We start from the raw sequence: 16,748 nt of genomic DNA on the forward strand, positions 1-16,748 counted from the left end.
TCGGCGGCATGGTGTGCAATGGGCGACGTGACCGCGCTGCACGAGCCCCTCGCCAAGGTCGTCGGCGGCACCACCGCCAAGGTGATGGCCGCCCATCTCGACCTGCACACGGTCGGCGACCTCCTGCACCACTACCCCAGGCGCTACGCCGAGCGCGGAGAGCTGACCCGGCTGTCCGAGCTGCCGCTCGACGAGCATGTGACGGTCGTGGCCGAGATCGCCGACACCCGCGCCCTCACGTTCAACCGAGGCAAGGGCATGCGCCTCGAGGTCACCCTCACCGACGGCAGCGGCCGCCTCCAGCTGGTCTTCTTCGGCCGCCGCGCGGTCCACCACCACCAGCGGGAGCTGGTGCCGGGGCGGCGCGGGATGTTCGCGGGCAAGGTCTCCCTCTTCAACCGCAAGCTCCAGCTCTCCCACCCCGCCTACGAGCTGCTCGACGAGGACGCGGGCGACGACGCGGTCGTCGACTTCGCGGGCCGCCCCCTGCCGCTCTACCCCGCGTGCAAGCAGCTGGAGTCCTGGCGCATCGCCAAGTCGGTCGGCGTCGTCCTCGACTCGCTCGAGGCCGTCGGCTGGGAGGGCCTGGCCGACCCGCTGCCCGCCGCCCTGCGCGACCGGCGCGGGCTGCTCCCGCTGCCCGAGGCGTTCGAACAGGTCCACAGGCCACGCACCAAGCGGGACATCGCCCAGGCCAGGGCCCGGCTCAAGTGGGACGAGGCGTTCATCCTCCAGGTCGCGCTGGCCAGGCGCCGCGCGGCCGCCGCCCAGCTGCCCGCCGTGCCGCGCAGGCCCGCGGGCGACGGGCTGCTGACGGCGTTCGACGAGCGGCTGCCGTTCACGCTCACCGAGGGGCAGCGGCGGGTGAGCGAGGAGATCTTCGCCGACCTGGCCGCCGACCACCCCATGCACCGGCTGCTCCAGGGCGAGGTGGGCAGCGGCAAGACGCTGGTGGCGCTGCGCGCGATGCTGGCCGTCGCCGACTCGGGCGGGCAGTCGGCGCTGCTCGCGCCCACCGAGGTGCTCGCCCAGCAGCACCACCGCTCGATCACCGAGATGATGGGCGACCTCGCCGAGGCGGGGATGCTCGGCGGCGCGGACCGCGGCACCAAGGTCGCGCTGCTGACCGGCTCGATGGGCGCCAAGGCCCGGCGCCGGGCGCTGCTCGACGCGGCCACGGGGGAGGCGGGGATCGTCATCGGCACCCATGCGCTCATCGAGGACGTCGTCGGCTTCCACGACCTCGGCCTCGTCGTGGTGGACGAGCAGCACAGGTTCGGCGTGGAGCAGCGGGACGCGCTGCGCGCCAAGGGCGAACGGCCCCCGCACCTGCTGGTGATGACCGCGACGCCCATCCCGCGCACGGTCGCCATGACGGTCTTCGGCGACCTGGAGACGTCGGTGCTCGACGAGCTGCCGCGGGGGCGTTCGCCCATCGCCAGCCATGTCGTCCCGGCCCGCGACAAGCCGCACTTCCTGGCCCGCGCGTGGGAGCGGGTCAGGGAGGAGGTGCGCAACGGCCACCAGGCGTATGTCGTCTGCCCCCGCATCGGCGACGGCGACGCCCCCGAGGGCGCGGCCGAGCGGCGGGAAGGACCCGAGGGGGAGGAGGAGCGGCGCCCGCCGCTCGCCGTGCTCGACGTGGCCGCCGAGCTGGCATCGGGAGCGCTCGCCGGGCTGCGCACCGAGGTGCTGCACGGCCGCCTCGCGCCGGACGCCAAGGACGACGTGATGCGCCGCTTCGCCGCCGGGCGCGTGGACGTGCTGGTGGCCACGACCGTGATCGAGGTCGGCGTCAACGTCCCCAACGCCACGGTCATGGTGATCATGGACGCCGACCGCTTCGGCGTCTCCCAGCTCCACCAGCTGCGCGGCCGCGTCGGGCGCGGCGCGGCCCCCGGGCTCTGCCTGCTGGTCAGCGAGGCCGAGGAGACGAGCCCGGCCCGCGAGCGGCTCGCGGCGGTGGCCGCGACGACGGACGGGTTCGCGCTCTCCCGTATCGACCTGGAGCAGCGTCGCGAGGGCGACGTCCTGGGCCAGGCGCAGTCGGGCGGGCGCAGCAGCCTGCGGATGCTGGCCGTCATCGAGGACGAGGACGTCATCGTCGAGGCCCGCGCCGAGGCCGCCGCCCTGGTGGCCGCCGACCCCGGGCTGACCGGCTCGCCCGACCTGCGCACCGCGCTCGACGCGCTGCTCGACGCGGAGCGCGAGGAGTTCCTTGACAAGGGCTGACGGGCGGCTGACGGGCCGTCAATTGTCAGTGCTCCCTGGGAGAATAGAACCTGTCTGCGGCAATCCATCCGGGGTTGTTCGCAGTTGGACCCATGGGGGTTGCTTCGCATGGCATTCCGGCACACCAATGAACTGCCGCTCGGCGACAAGGTCTTCCGCGTCGAGTTGGCCAGCGACGACGACATCACCGTGACCCTGACGCTCACCGGCTGGCGCGAGGCGCTGCCGGGGGCACCCCTGGCCTCCGGCTCGCTGACCATGCCGCTCGCCGACGTCCCCACACTGCGCATCGCGCTCAACCGAGGCTTGCGCGCGCTCGCCCTGGCCGCCGACGTGGCGGAGCCGATCCCCGACCGGGACATCCTGCGGGAGCTGTTCCCCGGCCATGGCGCCCCCTGGATCCCGGCCCACGAGGAGGACCTGACGCGCCGTTTCCACTCCGGGGAGACCATCGCCCGGATAGCCGCCCGCTTTGGCCGCACCCCCGACTCGGTCCGCACCAAGCTCAGGGAGCTGGGCCACGACCCGCGCCGCCCCGAGCACTGCCCGCCCGACGGCTGCCTGTCCTGGTCGCGCTACGCCTCGCCCGCGCTGGTCGGCTCGGCCGAGGACGCGGCCGAAGGGTGAGCGCCGAAGGGTGAACGCCGAAGGGTGAGCGCCGAAGGGTGAGCCCGCCCGGTGCGCCTCCCCGCCGCCGCACCTCGGCGCGTCGGCGGGGAGGCGGCCCGTATAGCGTGGGCCACGACAGCTGACGGACGAGCGTGGTGAGGCCCATGACCCGCGTGATCGCCGGGACGGCGGGCGGCAGGCGGCTCGCCGTCCCCCCGGGCAGGGGCACCCGGCCCACCTCGGACCGGGCGCGGGAGGGGTTGTTCTCCACCTGGACGGCGCTTCGGGGCCCGCTCGACGGGGCGAGGGTCCTCGACCTCTACGGAGGCTCGGGCGCCGTCGGCCTCGAGGCGCTGTCCCGGGGTGCCGCGCACGCCCTGCTCGCCGAGTCCGACGCCAGGGCCGCCAGGACCATCAGGGAGAACATCCGCTCCCTCGGCCTGCCCGGCGCCGAGCTGCGCGCCGCGCGCGCCGAGCAGGTGGCGGGGGAGCCGCCCCAAGGCGCCCCGTATGACCTGGTCTTCCTCGATCCGCCCTACGCCGCGGGCGACGACGATCTTGGGGAGATCCTTCTCACACTCGGTCGCAAAGGGTGGCTCGCGGCCGACGCCCTCGTCACCGTGGAACGGAGCACCCGCGGGGGTGCCTTCCCCTGGCCGGTGGGTTTCGTGCCGCTGCGTTCACGCCGTTACGGCGAGGGAACGCTGTGGTACGCCCGATCCACCGTCCCCCCTGTCAACGAGCGGCCGTGACCGGCCGGATGAACGAGGAGAGAGCGTTGCGCCGCGCAGTCTGTCCGGGGTCGTTCGATCCCATCACCAATGGGCATCTGGACATCGTCGCCCGCGCCTCGAAGCTCTACGACACCGTCCATGTCGCGGTGATGATCAACAAGTCCAAGCGCGGCCTCTTCACGGTCGACGAGCGCATCGCCCTGATCGAGGAGTGCACGGCCGAGTACGGGAACGTCGTGGTGGAGGCGTTCCACGGCCTCCTGGTCGACTACTGCAAGGAGCGCGACATTCCGGCCATCGTCAAGGGCCTGCGCGCGGTCAGCGACTTCGACTACGAGCTCCAGATGGCCCAGATGAACAACGGCCTCTCCGGCGTCGAGACCCTCTTCATCCCGACCAACCCCGTCTACAGCTTCCTCTCGTCCAGCCTGGTCAAGGAGGTGGCCACCTGGGGCGGCGACGTCTCCCACCTGGTCCCAGGGCCGGTGCTGCGCGCCCTGGTCGACCGGCTGGCCAAGGACTGACGCGCCTGGGGCGCGCCGGACGCCCCGGGGCGGGCGCGGCGGCGAGCCGAGCGTCACACCGGCCATCGGCGTGAACGGGTCCCCTCCGGCGCCCGGTTGGCCGTACCCTTCGCCTCGTGGACGTACAGCAGAAACTCGACGAGATCGTCGCGGCGGTGCAGGGCGCCAAGGGCATGCCGATGTCGGCGTCGTGCGTCATCAACCGCTCCGACCTCCTCGCGCGGCTCGACGAGGTGCGTGAGGCGCTGCCCGGCTCCCTGGCCGAGGCCAGGGAGGTCCTGGGCGACCGCCAGCAGGTGGTGGCCGAGGCCCAGCGGGAGGCCCGCCGGATCGTCGAGGCGGCGCACGCCGAGCGGGGCACCCTGGTCGAGTCCACCGAGATCGTCCAGCGCGCGCAGGCGGAGGCGGCCCGGATCCTGGCCGAGGCGCGCGACGAGGCGGCCGAGGTGCGCGCCGAGGCCGAGGACTACGTCGACTCCAAGCTCGCCAACTTCGAGGTGGTGCTCGGCAAGACGATCGCCTCGGTCGACCGCGGCAGGACCAAGCTCCTGGGCCCCGACCGCGGCGCCCCCGCCGAGCTGCTCCAGCAGGCCGACGCGTATGTGGACGCCCAGTTCGGCGCGATCCAGGCCGTGCTCACCAAGACCCTCGAGGCGGTCGGTCGCGGCCGCCAGAAGCTCACGGGCCACCGGCCGGTGGACGAGCTGGCCGAGCACGTCGCCGCCCAGGAGGCGGCCGACGCCGCGGGCGGCCGGCGCCAGGGGGAGTTCTTCGACGGCGCCGAGCAGGACACGTACGACTACCTCGGCGTCTCCCAGCCCCAGGCCCCGCCCGCGGCCGATGGCTACGACACGGCGCGCGACGGCTACGGCCTCCAGCCCGCCGCGGCCACCGGCGGCTACGGCGGCCAGGACGGCTACGGGCAGCAGGACGCGTACGGCCAGGAGACCTACGCCGACTACGGCGGCGACGGCTACGCGGCCTCCTACCCCCAGCAGGACCCGTACGCCGCCGCCCAGCCCGCCTACGGCTACCAGGCCCAGGGCGGCCAGCCCCAGCAGCCGCAGGACGGCCCGGGGGCGCTGGACGAGACGAGCCTGTTCGACACGGGGATGATCGACGCGGAGCAGTTGCGCCGCTACCAGCAGGGCCAGCAGTGACCCCCGCCGATTGGGTGCCCCGGCGGCCCGTGAAGTATGCTGAACCTTCGGTCGCGGCATGACGCGTGCTCGCGGCTGCCCGCCCGGCTCCTCCCCGAGAGGGCCGCGGAGCGCGGCTCCGCGCAGCTAGCACATCGCCCGCCATCGCGAGAAAGCAGATCGCCCTGAACGCCCCGCTGGATCACCGAGCCCCTCTCGTGTTCGACACACGTGAGCTGGGGCGGCGTCCGGGCGCGCTCACTCGGGTCTCTCGCACGGTCAAGGCCCCCGAGGGCCTTGGCATCGCGGAGGTGGTCGGCGTGCCGGCCGGGGCGCCGTTGGAGGTGGCGCTGCGCCTCGAGTCGGTCATGGAGGGTGTGCTGGTCACCGGCACCGTCCGTGCGCCGGTCGAGGGGGAGTGCGTAAGGTGTCTTGAGCCGCTGGCCGACGAGGTGGCCGCGGACTTCCAGGAGATGTTCTCCTACCCGGACTCCGACGACCGGGGCCGCCGCCAGGCGGAGCCGGCCGACGAGGAGGGGGACGAGGAGTCGCTGTTCCTCCAGGGCGACTTGTTCGACCTTGAGCCCGTGCTGCGGGACGCGGTGGTGCTCTCACTGCCGTCGCAGCCGGTGTGCCGGGAGGACTGCCCGGGTCTGTGCCCCGATTGCGGGGCGCCGCTGGCGCAGGACCCCGACCACCACCACGACCAGGCCGTCGACATCCGTTGGGCGGCGCTGCAAGAGATGTACCAGGCACCCCGCGGGAGCGGGGACGATCCACAGGAGAAGTAGCCGTGGCTGTTCCGAAGCGGAAGATGTCGCGCAGCAACACGCGCCACCGCCGGTCGCAGTGGAAGGCTGCGGTCCCGACCCTTGTGCGCTGCGAGCGTTGCCAGGAGCCGAGGCTCCAGCACACCGCGTGCGGTAACTGCGGCACGTACAACCGCCGCCAGGTCCTCGAGGTCTGATCGGCGGGTGACAGGCTTCATGTCACACGCCAGGAGGTCGCAACCCCAGGCGTCGGCGGACACAGCCTCGTCCCTCCCGATTCTGGAAGGGCGGCTCGGCTACCAGCTTGAGCCCGCCCTTCTGGTACGTGCGCTCACCCACCGCAGCTACGCCTACGAGAACGGTGGGCTGCCCACCAACGAGCGGCTGGAGTTCCTGGGGGACTCGGTGCTCGGCCTGGTCGTCACCGACACCCTCTACCGCGCCAACCCGGATCTGCCCGAGGGGCAGCTGGCCAAGCTGCGCGCGGCCGTCGTCCAGGCGAGGACGCTCGCCGAGGTCGCCCGCGGCCTCGGTCTCGGCGCGTTCGTCAGGCTGGGGCGGGGGGAGGAGGGGACCGGCGGCAGGAACAAGGCGTCGATCCTCGCCGACACGCTGGAGGCGGTCATCGGTGCCGTCTACCTCGACCAGGGGCTCGACGCGGCGGACGAGCTGGTCCACCGCCTGTTCGACCCGGTGATCGAGCGCTCATCCAACCTGGGTGCGGGGCTCGACTGGAAGACCAGCCTTCAGGAGCTGAGCGCGGCCGAGAGCCTCGGCGTTCCCGAGTATGTGATCACCGAGGACGGCCCCGACCACGAGAAGACCTTCACCGCTGCGGCCCGTGTGGGTGGCGAGACCTACGGCACCGGCACCGGCCGCAGCAAGAAGGAGGCGGAGCAGCAGGCGGCGGAGAACGCCTGGCGCTCCATCAGGGCCGCGATCGACGGCGCGACCGGTGGGGAGACCGGTGCCTGAGCTGCCCGAGGTCGAGGTCGTCAGGCGCGGGCTCGACCGGTGGATCAGCGGACGGACCGTCGCGGGCGCCGAGGTGCTGCACCCGCGCGCCGTCCGCCGCCACACGGCGGGCGCCGAGGACTTCAGGGACCGGCTGCTCGGCGCCAGGATCGCGGCGCCGCGCCGCCGTGGGAAGTATCTGTGGCTGCCGCTCGGCCCCGAGCTCGCGCTGCTCGCGCACCTGGGGATGAGCGGTCAGCTCCTGGTCCAGCGGGACGGGGTGCCCGACGAGAGGCACCTGAGGGTCAGGATCACGTTCGACGACGTGGCCGCGGGCGAGCTGCGGTTTGTGGACCAGCGGACGTTCGGCGGCCTCTCGCTGCACCCGGTCGGCGCCGACGGGCTGCCCGACGTGATAGCGCACATCGCCCGCGATCCGCTGGACCCGGCGTTCGACGAGGACGCGTTCCACGCGGCGCTGCGCCGCAGGGTGACCACGATCAAGCGCGCGCTCCTCGACCAGTCGCTGATCAGCGGGGTCGGCAACATCTACGCCGACGAGGCGCTGTGGCGCAGCCGCCTGCACTACGAGCGCCCCACCGCCACGTTCACCCGCGCCAGGACCGCCGATCTCGTCGCCCACGTCCGCGAGGTGATGACGGCCGCGCTCGCCGTGGGCGGCACGAGCTTCGACAGCCTCTATGTCAATGTCAACGGCCAGTCCGGCTACTTCGAACGCTCGCTCGACGTCTATGGCCGGGAGGGCGAGCCGTGCCGTCGCTGCGGCACCCCGGTGCGCAGGCGCCCCTGGATGAACCGGTCGAGTTACTTCTGCCCGCGCTGCCAGCGCCCGCCGCGCTGAGGGGCGTTGCCGCCGCGGGGGCCCTCAGAACCCGAAGTTCTGCGTCCACCAGGGGCCGCCTTCGGCGAAGTGCGCGCCGACGCCCAGGGTGGTGTAGTCGCAGTTGAGGATGTTGGCGCGGTGGCCCTCGCTCGCCATCCAGGCGTCCATCACCGCGCGGGCGTCCGGCTGGCCTCGGGCTATGTTCTCGCCGCCGAGGTGGGAGACGCCCGCCGCCGCGGCCCGGTCCCACGGGGTGCGCCCGTCGGGGTCGGTGTGGTCGAAGTAGCCGCGTTCGGCCATGTCCCTGCTGTGCGCGGCGGCCAGGTTGGTGAGCGCGGCGTCCAGCGTGAGCGGGCGGCATCCGGCGCTCGCGCGCTCCTCGTTGACCAGCGCGAGCACCGCTTCGGCCGCCTGCTGCGCGGCGTCGCCGCCGGGCTCGGGGTCATCGGCGGGGGCCGTGGTCTCGGGGGGCGGCGGTGGCTCCTCGGTGGAGGGCTCGGGCGAGGGCGGCGGGCTGGAGGGGCGCTCCTGGGGCGCCTCGCTGCTCGGCTCCTCGGCCGGCTCGTCGGGCGTCGCCTCGGCCGTGGTCGCCTCGGCGGGCTCCGTGGTCTCCTCGGCGGGCGACCGGGTGCCGGGACCCGCGTCGGGCTTGAGGTCGGGGGCGGTCGTGCCGGGGAGGGTGGGACGGCCGCTGGGCGAGGGCGAGTCCTGCGAGAGGAACGCCCCGGTGATCCCGTCACCCGCCCCTGGGAGCAGGCCGGTTCCCATGGCGACGGCCCCCACGGTCAGGGCCGCGGAGGCGCCGATCAGCCCGGTGCGCGCACGCCTCCGGCGTCGACGATGGCGTCCCATCGGCAGCACCATCCTCGTCAGCTCGAAGATCACAAATCACCCGAACGGGTGATTCTTCAACGCGTGACTGTACGGCATCACGGCGTCGGCGCCAGTGCTCACGACAGGAATGAGGGGATAGCGTGCGTCACATGTGTGCCTTGCGACCCTCCGCCCCCGCCCCTTCGGAGACCGTCCGCCTGACCGCGTGGGTGCGCGGCCGGGTGCAGGGCGTCGGCTTCCGCTGGCACACAAGAGCCCGGGCGTTGGCCATCGGTGAGCTGTGCGGATTCGCTTCGAACCTCGGCGACGGGCGGGTCCAAGTGGTCGCCGAGGGCAGTAGGGAGCGCTGCGAACGGCTGCTGTCCTGGCTGCGGGACGGCGACACGCCCGGTCGGGTCTCCGGCGTCACCGAGATATGGGACACACCGCGCGGCGGCTACGACGACTTCGCCATCCGCTGACGGGCCCGCAATCCGGTCGCGGAAAGTCCCGGATTCTTCTTGCCATCCCCGCTCCCACGTGCCAGGCTCCCCCCACAGCCACTGTCGCGGGGCCTGTGCGCGCCCCGCTGAAGTCCCGCCAAAGCCGATCTTCGGCAGGCGTGGCGCTCGGGCGATACGCGGTGTGATCGTGTTGACCGTCCCACTTTTTGGTGAGACGCTGAAAGTCCCGCGCATCTCAGCTATGTGGCCCGCAAACACAGCAGAGCAGACGTCGCGGGATCAATCCCTCACGACCCACCAACGGCTTCGGTCGGTCACTCAGTGTGGAGGACCATCCATCATGGCAAAGGCGCTTCTCGGTCACATCGGCGGCTCCGACCCCCGAGTCCTCGCCGAGATGCGACGGCTTCAGCAGCGCGTTCAGGACCTGGAGACCCAGCTGCTCCGGGTCCAGGCGGAGAACGACGCGCTGGCCGCCGCCACTCGGCACGGCGACTCGGTGCTCGACGGCATCGACGTGCCCAAGGCGGAGCCCGCCCTAACCTGACCTCAATGGCGAGGGTCCAGGCCACGTAGGCACCGCTTGCGTATTTCATGCGAGGGACGCTTCGGCGTCCCTCCGTCATGTCTGGGCTCCCTGGCACCGGGCGGTGCCGTCCGTGTGGCTCACTGACTGATGTGCCCTGCATTCCAGGCGTCGAAACGGCGAATCGCGGAAGTGCGGCGGGTAAAGTCGCACGGCGTGCACCTCAAGAGCCTGACCCTGCGCGGGTTCAAGTCCTTCGCCTCGGCCACGACGCTGCGCTTCGAGCCCGGCATCACGTGTGTGGTCGGGCCCAATGGCTCGGGCAAGTCCAATGTGGTGGACGCGCTTTCCTGGGTCATGGGTGAACAGGGTGCCAAGTCGTTGCGCGGCGGCAAGATGGAGGACGTCATCTTCGCAGGCACCACGGGCCGCCCGCCGCTCGGCCGCGCCGAGGTCTCCCTGACGATCGACAACGCCGACGGCGCCCTGCCCATCGAGTACGCCGAGGTCACCATCACGCGGACGATGTTCCGCAACGGCGGCAGCGAGTACCAGATCAACGGTGACACCTGCCGCCTGCTCGACGTCCAAGAACTGCTCTCCGACTCCGGCATCGGCCGCGAGATGCACGTCATTGTGGGCCAGGGCCAGCTCGACTCCGTGCTGCACGCCGACCCCGCGGGGCGCAGGGCGTTCATCGAGGAGGCGGCCGGCGTTCTCAAGCACCGCAAGCGCAAGGAGAAGGCGCTGCGGAAGCTGGACGCGATGCAGACCAACCTCGCCCGTGTCCAGGACCTCACCGACGAGCTGCGCCGCCAGCTCAAGCCGCTGGGCCGCCAGGCCGCCGTCGCCCGTCGCGCCGCGGTGATCCAGGCCGACCTGAGGGACGCCCGGCTGCGGCTGCTGGCCGACGACCTGGTCACGCAGCGTGCCGCCCTGCGCGCCGAAGTCGCCGACGAGGCCGCCCTGAAGGAGCGCAAGGAAGCGGCGGAGGCGCGTTTGAGGGACGTCCTGCGCCGGGAGTCGGAGCTCGAGCAGGAGGTGCGGATGCTCACTCCGCGCGTTCGGCACACCCAGGCGACCTGGTATGAGCTCTCACAACTGGCCGAACGCGTCCGAGGCACCGTCAGCCTCGCCGACGCCCGCGTCACCAGCGCCCGCGCCCAGGCGCCCGAGGAGCGGCGCGGCCGCGACCCCGAGGACATGGAGCGCGAGGCCGCGCGGATCAGGGAGCAGGAGGCCGAGCTGACGGCGGCTCTTGAGGCGGCGAGCCGCGCCCTCGACGACACCGTCGAGCACCGCGCGGAGCTGGAGCGGCGGCTGGCCGATGAGGAGCGCCGCCTCAAGGACGTCGCGCGCGCCCTGGCCGACCGGCGCGAGGGGCTGGCCAGGCTGCACGGCCAGGCCAACGCGGCCCGCAGCAGGGCCGCTTCCGCCCAGAGCCAGATCGACCGGCTGTCCGACACCCGCGACGAGGCCCGCGAGCGCGCCGCCGCGGCCCAGGCGGAGTACGAGGAGTTGCGCGCCGAGGTCGAGGGACTCGACGCGGGCGACAGCGAGTTGGGCGAGGAGCACGAGGCGGCCAAGGCGGCGCTCGCCGCCGCCGCAGCGGCGCACTCCGCCGCCCGCGAGGCCGCCACGGCCGCCGAACGTGAGCGGGCCGCCGTCTCGGCGCGGCACGACGCGCTCGCCCTCGGGCTGCGGCGCAAGGACGGCACGGGCGCGCTGCTCGCGGCCACCGACCGGCTCTCGGGCGTGCTCGGCCCCGCCGCCGAGCTGCTCGCCGTCACCCCGGGGTTCGAGGTGCCGGTGGCCGCGGCGCTCGGCGCGGCGGCGGACGCCGTCGCCGTGGAGGGGCCCGCGGCGGCCGCGGAGGCGCTGAGGCTGCTGCGCAAGGACGACGCGGGCCGCGCCGCGCTGCTCCTCGGGGGCGCGCCCGACGAGCCGGCGCCGCGCGGGGAGTTCGCCCCCGACGACGGGCCGCGCCCCGCCGCCGAGCTGCTGAGCGGCCCCGAGAGCCTGCTGCCCGCCGTGCGCCGCCTGCTGCGGAACGTCGTGGTCGTCCGCACGCTCGACGACGCCCAGGAGCTGCTGGCCACCCGGCCAGGGCTGACCGCCGTGACCGCCGAGGGCGACCTGCTCTCCGCCCACCTCGCGCAGGGCGGCTCGGCGGGCGCGCCCAGCCTGCTCGAGGTGCAGGCGTCGGTCGACGAGGCGGCGGCCGAGCTGGCCGAGCTCACCGAGCGGTGCGGCGCGCTCGCCGCCGCGCAGCGGGCCGCCGCCGAGGAGCGCGGGGCGCGCGCCGCCGAGGTGGAGGACCTCGCGCGCCGGCGCACCGCGGCCGAGCGCGCCAAGTCCCGCGTGGCGCAGGACCTCGGGCGCCTGGCGGGCCAGGCCCGCGCCGCCGCGGGAGAGGCCGAGCGCGCCGAGGCCGCCGTGGCCCGCGCCGCCGAGGAGCTGGAGCAGGCCCAGGCCAAGGCCGAGGAGCTGGCCGAGCGGCTCGCGGTCGCCGAGGAGGCGGCCGACGGCGAGGAGGAGCCCGACACCGCCGTCCGCGACCGGCTCGCCGCCGATGGGGCCAACGCCCGGCAGACCGAGATGGAGGCCAGGCTCCAGGTCCGCACCCACGAGGAGCGAGTCAAGGGCCTGACGGGGCGGGCGGACGGCCTCGACCGGGCGGCGCGCGCGGAGCGCGAGACGCGGGCGCGCGCCGAGCGCAGGCGCGCCCGGATGCGCCACGAGGCGGAGGTTGCCTCCGCCGTGGCCTCGGGCGCCCGGCAGCTGCTCGCCCATGTGGAGGAGTCGCTGGCCCGCGCCGTGGCCGAGCGGGAGGCGGCCGAACGCGCCAAGGCCGATCGCGAACAGGCCCTGACCGCCGAGCGGAACGTCGGGCGCGCGCTCAAGGACGAGCTGGACAAGCTCACCGACTCGGTGCACAGGGGCGAGGTGCTCGGCGCGGAGAAGCGGCTGCGGATCGAGCAGTTGGAGGGCCGCGCCCTGGAGGAGCTCGGCGTCGAGCCCGAGGTCCTGGTCGCCGAGTACGGGCCCGACCAGCCCGTGCCGCCCTCGCCGCCCGCCGAGGGCGAGGAGCTTCCCGAGGACCCCGACCACCCGCGCAACCAGCCCCGGCGCTTCGTCAGGTCCGAGCAGGAGAAGCGGCTCCGGGCGGCGGAGCGCGCGTACAAGCAGCTCGGCAAGGTGAACCCGCTGGCGCTCGAGGAGTTCGCGGCCCTGGAGGAGCGGCACCAGTTCCTCAGCGAGCAGTTGGACGACCTCAAGAAGACCAGGGCCGACCTGCTCCAGGTGATCAAGGAGGTGGACGTCCGCGTCGAGGAGGTCTTCACCGCCGCTTATCACGACACCGCGCGCGAGTTCGAGGGCGTCTTCTCGCGCCTCTTCCCCGGTGGTGAGGGGCGCCTGATGCTGACCGACCCCGACGACATGCTCACCACGGGCGTGGATGTGGAGGCCAGGCCACCGGGCAAGAAGGTGAAGCGGCTCTCGCTCCTGTCCGGTGGCGAGCGGTCGCTGACGGCCGTGGCGCTGCTGGTGTCGATCTTCAAGGCCAGACCGAGCCCGTTCTATGTGATGGACGAGGTCGAGGCCGCGCTCGACGACACCAACCTCCAGCGGCTGATCCGGATCATGGAGGAGCTGAAGGACAGCTCCCAGCTGATCGTGATCACCCACCAGAAGCGGACCATGGAGGTCGCCGACGCGCTCTACGGCGTGTCCATGCAGGGCGACGGCGTCTCCAAGGTGATCAGCCAGCGCCTCTCCGCCTGAGGCCCGCGCGCCCCGGGCCCGCGCGCCCGAGGTGTACGAACGGCGCGGTGGGAGCACTCGTACGGCCGGCAGTGCAGCCGGATCCGCAGGAGAGCGCCATGATCACCACCGCGAAGGCCGGGCCAGCGCACCACTCGGTGGGCGCGCCCCACCTCCGCCATGTGACCTTCATCGCCGCCACCGCCGCGCTGGGCGGCTTCCTCTTCGGCTACGACAGCGCCGTCATCAACGGCGCGGTCGAGGGGATCAGGGGCAGGTTCGACGTCTCGTCGGGAACGTTGGGCACCGTCGTCGCCATCGCGTTGCTCGGCGCCGCGCTCGGTGCCGTCGTGGCGGGTCGGCTGGCCGACCGGCTGGGCCGGATCCGCGTGATGCCAATCGCCGCGGTCCTCTTCGTGGTCAGCGGCCTGGGCTCCGCCCTGCCGTTCGCCCTGTGGGACTTGGCGTTCTGACGGACCCTCGGCGGCGTGGCCATCGGCATGGCCTCGGTGATCGCCCCCGCCTACATCGCCGAGGTGTCCCCGCCGGAGCACCGCGGGCGGCTCGCGTCGTTCCAGCAGGCCGCGATCGTGCTGGGTATCGCGGTGTCCCAGCTGGTCAACTGGGGCCTGGTCAACCTCACCGACGGCGATCAGCGCGGGCCGCTGCTCGGCCTCGAGGCGTGGCAGGTCTTGCTCGGGGCCGGGGCAGTCCCCGCGCTGGTCCACGGGGCCATGACCCTCGCCATCCCCGAGTCGCCGCGGCACCTCATCGCCACGGGCCGCCCCGAGGAGGCGCGGCGCGTCCTCGCCGGGGTCGAGGCGCCCGGCACCGACCTCGACGCGCGGATCGCCGACATCGATGCCCGGATCCACGGCGAGCACCGGTCCACATGGCGCGACCTGGACGGCGGACGGGGCGGGCCGCTGCCTATCGTCTGGATCGGGCGCAGGCCGCTCGCGCTGAGCGGCTCGGCGGGGATGGCCGCCTCGCTCGCCGTGACGGCGTGGGCGTTCTCGTTCAAGGAGGGCGGCGGCGAGGACATCGCGCTGCCCGACACCCAGGGCGCCGTCGCGCTGGTCGGGGCCCATGGCTTCGTGCTGTTCTTCGCGCTCTCGTGGGGCGTGGTGGTGTGGGTGCTGCTCGGCGAGATGTTCCCCGGGCGGATCCGCGCCGCGGCCCTCGGCGTCGCGGCGTCCGCGCAGTGGGTCGCGGACTGGGCGGTCAGCCAGAGCTTCCCGAGCCTGTCCGACTGGAACCTCTCGGGCGCCTATGTGCTGTACACGCGCTTCGCCCTGCTGTCGATCCCGTTCGTGCTGGCCTTCGTGCCCGAGACCAGGGGCAGGCCGCTCGAAGAGATGGGATGACGGGGCCGGGGAGCGCGGCCCCGTCGCCCACGGGGCCCCCTTCCCCCAGGGGGCGGCGGTACGTTAGGACCCGTTGCCCCACCACCAGGCCCACCAAGGGAACCGATGGACATCCTCATCCTCGTCGTCATCATCGCCGTGGTCGCCATCGTCGCGATCGCCGCGTTCGTCGTCACCGGCCGCCGCACGCAGGCGCCGCCCCCCGGCCGGGAGACCACGCGCGCCGCGCCCCCCGCCGAGCCGCGGGTCGGCGAGGAGGCGGAGACCACGGCCCCGCCCGAGGGCGAACGCCGGGTCGTCGAGGACGTCGCCCTGCCCACGGCGGAGCCCGAGGCGCCCGAGCTCGAGGTCCCCGAGCCCGCCGCGGGGCGGATGGTCAGGCTCCGCGCGCGGCTCGCCCGTTCCCAGACCTCGCTCGGCCGGGGCCTGCTCACCCTGCTCGCCAGGGAACGGCTCGACGAGGAGACATGGGAGGAGGTCGAGAGCACGCTGCTGACCGCCGACATCGGCCCCCGCCCCACCGCCGAGCTGGTCGAGCGGCTGCGCGAGCGGGTCCAGGTGCTCGGCACGCGCGACGCCGACGGGCTGAGGGAGCTGCTGCGCGAGGAGCTGCTGGCGCAGGTCGGCACCGGCATGGACCGCGCGCTGCGCACCGAGGGCGGCGTCTCGGCCGACGGCGAAGAGCGCCCGGCCGTCGTGATGGTCGTCGGCGTCAACGGCACGGGGAAGACCACCACGACCGGCAAGCTGGCCCGCGTCCTGGTCGCCGAGGGCCACTCCGTGGTGCTCGGCGCCGCCGACACCTTCCGTGCCGCCGCCGCCGACCAGCTCCAGACCTGGGGCCAGCGGGTCGGCGCGCGCACCGTGCGGGGCCCGGAGGGCGGCGACCCCGCGTCGGTCGCGTTCGACGCCGTCAAGGAGGGCATCACCGCGGGCGCCGACGTGGTCCTGATCGACACCGCGGGCCGGCTGCACACCAAGACCGGGCTCATGGACGAGCTCGGCAAGGTCAAGCGCGTGGTCGAGAAGCACGGCCCGGTCAACGAGGTGCTGCTCGTCCTCGACGCCACCACAGGGCAGAACGGGCTGGTGCAGGCACGGGTGTTCGCCGAGGTCGTGGACATCACCGGCATCGCGCTCACCAAGCTGGACGGCACCGCCAAGGGCGGCATCGTCGTCGCGGTCCAGCGCGAGCTCGGCGTTCCCGTCAAGCTGGTGGGCCTGGGCGAGGGCGCGGACGACCTCGCGCCGTTCGAGCCCGAGACGTTCGTGGACGCGCTGCTCAGCTGAGCCAGGCGCGGTGGCACGCGTACGCCAGCGTGCCGAGGAGCAGCCGGGCGCGCGGGGGCGCCGCGGCCGTCTCCAGGCTCGGCGCGCGCAGCCAGCGCACCGCGCCCCTGCCGCCGTGGTCGCACGGGGGCGCGGTGATGTGGTGCCCGGCGCCCAGCGCGCGCAGGTCGAGCACGGCGCCGTCCCAGCCCGTGCGGTAGAGCAGCTCAGGCAGCTCGGCTGCGGCCCCCGGCGCCACCAGGAACCACGCCCGCCCGTGCGGCGCCAGGGCGACCGGGCCCACGGGGACGCCGAGGCGCTCCAGCCTGAGCAGCGCCCCGCGCCCGGCCGGGGCCGGGACGTCGAGGACGTCGAAGCTGCCCCCGGTGGGCAGCAGCACGGTGGCGTCGGGCGTGCGGTCCCAGCGGTGCAGCACCTGCTTCCACGCGGTGCCCCCGGGGATGGGGCGGCCCGGCGCCAGCGGGTGCGCTCCGGGCGTTGGGCAGCGGGCGCTGCCGCACGAACAGGCGGTCCGCCCGTCGGCCGCGCGCCCCGCCCGAGCCCCCGGCAGAACGTCCCAGCCCCACAGCCCCGTGTACTCCGCCAGGGCGGTGGGGAGGAGGGCCCGCCCCGTGCGGCCGGGCCGCCGGAGCTCTCGCATCCCCGCGATTCCGAAGCCCATACCACTCCAACGGGTGCGCTCGGCCGATGGTTACGTGGCGCCCCTCGTACGCCGGG

General features: G+C 73.8%; 15 protein-coding genes and 1 pseudogene. 14 read left to right on the top strand and 2 right to left on the bottom strand.

The features are described 5' to 3' along the window. Nucleotides 1-18: 18 nt before the first annotated feature. The 9 genes from recG (at nt 19) to mutM (ending at nt 7,824) form a co-directional block, all read left to right on the top strand. Nucleotides 19-2,232 (top strand): ATP-dependent DNA helicase RecG, encoded by a 2,214-nt coding sequence (gene recG / locus DEH69_RS28470; RefSeq protein WP_113689866.1) that lies wholly within the window; start codon nt 19-21, stop codon nt 2,230-2,232. A 108-nt stretch (nt 2,233-2,340) separates the two neighbouring features. Then, nucleotides 2,341-2,859: a hypothetical protein gene (locus DEH69_RS28475; protein ID WP_113689867.1), complete on the top strand. Its 519-nt coding sequence runs from the start codon at nt 2,341-2,343 to the stop codon at nt 2,857-2,859. A 146-nt stretch (nt 2,860-3,005) separates the two neighbouring features. Beyond that, on the top strand, nt 3,006-3,593 hold the full coding sequence (gene rsmD, locus DEH69_RS28480) for a 16S rRNA (guanine(966)-N(2))-methyltransferase RsmD (protein ID WP_113689868.1): 588 nt from the start codon (nt 3,006-3,008) through the stop codon (nt 3,591-3,593). A 26-nt stretch (nt 3,594-3,619) separates the two neighbouring features. Then, nucleotides 3,620-4,099 carry a pantetheine-phosphate adenylyltransferase gene (gene coaD, locus DEH69_RS28485; RefSeq protein WP_220131356.1) on the top strand — a complete coding sequence of 160 codons (480 nt, stop codon included), beginning with the start codon at nt 3,620-3,622 and terminating at the stop codon, nt 4,097-4,099. 116 nt (nt 4,100-4,215) lie between these two features. Beyond that, nucleotides 4,216-5,259 (top strand): ATP synthase F0 subunit B, encoded by a 1,044-nt coding sequence (locus DEH69_RS28490; RefSeq protein WP_113689870.1) that lies wholly within the window; start codon nt 4,216-4,218, stop codon nt 5,257-5,259. Between the two features lie 158 nt (nt 5,260-5,417). Continuing rightward, entirely contained in the window at nt 5,418-6,029 is a 612-nt protein-coding gene (locus tag DEH69_RS28495) for a DUF177 domain-containing protein (RefSeq protein WP_113689967.1), read from the top strand. 2 nt (nt 6,030-6,031) lie between these two features. After that, a complete protein-coding gene (rpmF, locus tag DEH69_RS28500) occupies nt 6,032-6,205 on the top strand; it encodes a 50S ribosomal protein L32 (protein ID WP_049568059.1) in 174 nt (57 codons plus the stop codon). A 19-nt stretch (nt 6,206-6,224) separates the two neighbouring features. Beyond that, a complete protein-coding gene (gene rnc, locus DEH69_RS28505) occupies nt 6,225-6,983 on the top strand; it encodes a ribonuclease III (RefSeq protein WP_113689871.1) in 759 nt (252 codons plus the stop codon). Then, nucleotides 6,976-7,824: a bifunctional DNA-formamidopyrimidine glycosylase/DNA-(apurinic or apyrimidinic site) lyase gene (gene mutM / locus DEH69_RS28510; protein WP_113689872.1), complete on the top strand. Its 849-nt coding sequence runs from the start codon at nt 6,976-6,978 to the stop codon at nt 7,822-7,824. Before rnc ends, mutM begins: the two co-directional genes overlap by 8 nt. Nucleotides 7,825-7,848: 24 nt before the next feature. Here mutM and DEH69_RS28515 read toward each other — a convergent pair whose 3' ends face one another. Beyond that, nucleotides 7,849-8,658 (bottom strand): CAP domain-containing protein, encoded by an 810-nt coding sequence (locus tag DEH69_RS28515; protein WP_113689968.1) that lies wholly within the window; start codon nt 8,656-8,658, stop codon nt 7,849-7,851. A gap of 131 nt (nt 8,659-8,789) precedes the next feature. On the opposite strand from DEH69_RS28515, the gene DEH69_RS28520 reads away from it, so the two are divergent. The 5 genes and pseudogenes from DEH69_RS28520 (at nt 8,790) to ftsY (ending at nt 16,031) form a co-directional block, all read left to right on the top strand. Further along, nucleotides 8,790-9,101 (top strand): acylphosphatase, encoded by a 312-nt coding sequence (locus tag DEH69_RS28520; protein WP_113689873.1) that lies wholly within the window; start codon nt 8,790-8,792, stop codon nt 9,099-9,101. Between the two features lie 322 nt (nt 9,102-9,423). Then, entirely contained in the window at nt 9,424-9,630 is a 207-nt protein-coding gene (locus tag DEH69_RS28525; RefSeq protein ID WP_113689874.1) for a hypothetical protein, read from the top strand. A gap of 195 nt (nt 9,631-9,825) precedes the next feature. Beyond that, nucleotides 9,826-13,395, top strand: coding sequence for a chromosome segregation protein SMC (smc, locus tag DEH69_RS28530; RefSeq protein WP_113689875.1), 3,570 nt, complete (start codon nt 9,826-9,828; stop codon nt 13,393-13,395). Between the two features lie 98 nt (nt 13,396-13,493). Further along, nucleotides 13,494-14,741, top strand: a pseudogene (locus DEH69_RS28535) (MFS transporter). 105 nt (nt 14,742-14,846) lie between these two features. Further along, complete coding sequence (gene ftsY, locus DEH69_RS28540) at nt 14,847-16,031, top strand: signal recognition particle-docking protein FtsY (protein WP_113689876.1); 1,185 nt, start codon at nt 14,847-14,849, stop codon at nt 16,029-16,031. Here the strand turns inward: ftsY and DEH69_RS28545 are convergent. Next, nucleotides 16,024-16,692 (bottom strand): bifunctional DNA primase/polymerase, encoded by a 669-nt coding sequence (locus tag DEH69_RS28545; RefSeq protein ID WP_113689877.1) that lies wholly within the window; start codon nt 16,690-16,692, stop codon nt 16,024-16,026. The genes ftsY and DEH69_RS28545 overlap by 8 nt on opposite strands. Nucleotides 16,693-16,748: the final 56 nt, after the last annotated feature.

The sequence above is a fragment of the Streptomyces sp. PT12 genome (genome assembly GCF_003311645.1).
Taxonomy (GTDB): domain Bacteria; phylum Actinomycetota; class Actinomycetes; order Streptomycetales; family Streptomycetaceae; genus Streptomyces.

Excerpts from the sequence above, each read along its gene's own strand:
- DEH69_RS28515 (WP_113689968.1), bottom strand. The coding sequence starts at position 8,658 with ATGGGACGCCATCGTCGACGCCGGAGGCGTGCGCGCACCGGGCTGATC.
- recG (WP_113689866.1), top strand. The coding sequence starts at position 19 with ATGGGCGACGTGACCGCGCTGCACGAGCCCCTCGCCAAGGTCGTCGGC.
- ftsY (WP_113689876.1), top strand. The coding sequence starts at position 14,847 with ATGGACATCCTCATCCTCGTCGTCATCATCGCCGTGGTCGCCATCGTC.
- DEH69_RS28520 (WP_113689873.1), top strand. The coding sequence starts at position 8,790 with ATGTGTGCCTTGCGACCCTCCGCCCCCGCCCCTTCGGAGACCGTCCGC.
- DEH69_RS28475 (WP_113689867.1), top strand. The coding sequence starts at position 2,341 with ATGGCATTCCGGCACACCAATGAACTGCCGCTCGGCGACAAGGTCTTC.
- rsmD (WP_113689868.1), top strand. The coding sequence starts at position 3,006 with ATGACCCGCGTGATCGCCGGGACGGCGGGCGGCAGGCGGCTCGCCGTC.
- DEH69_RS28525 (WP_113689874.1), top strand. The coding sequence starts at position 9,424 with ATGGCAAAGGCGCTTCTCGGTCACATCGGCGGCTCCGACCCCCGAGTC.
- rnc (WP_113689871.1), top strand. The coding sequence starts at position 6,225 with ATGTCACACGCCAGGAGGTCGCAACCCCAGGCGTCGGCGGACACAGCC.
- DEH69_RS28545 (WP_113689877.1), bottom strand. The coding sequence starts at position 16,692 with ATGGGCTTCGGAATCGCGGGGATGCGAGAGCTCCGGCGGCCCGGCCGC.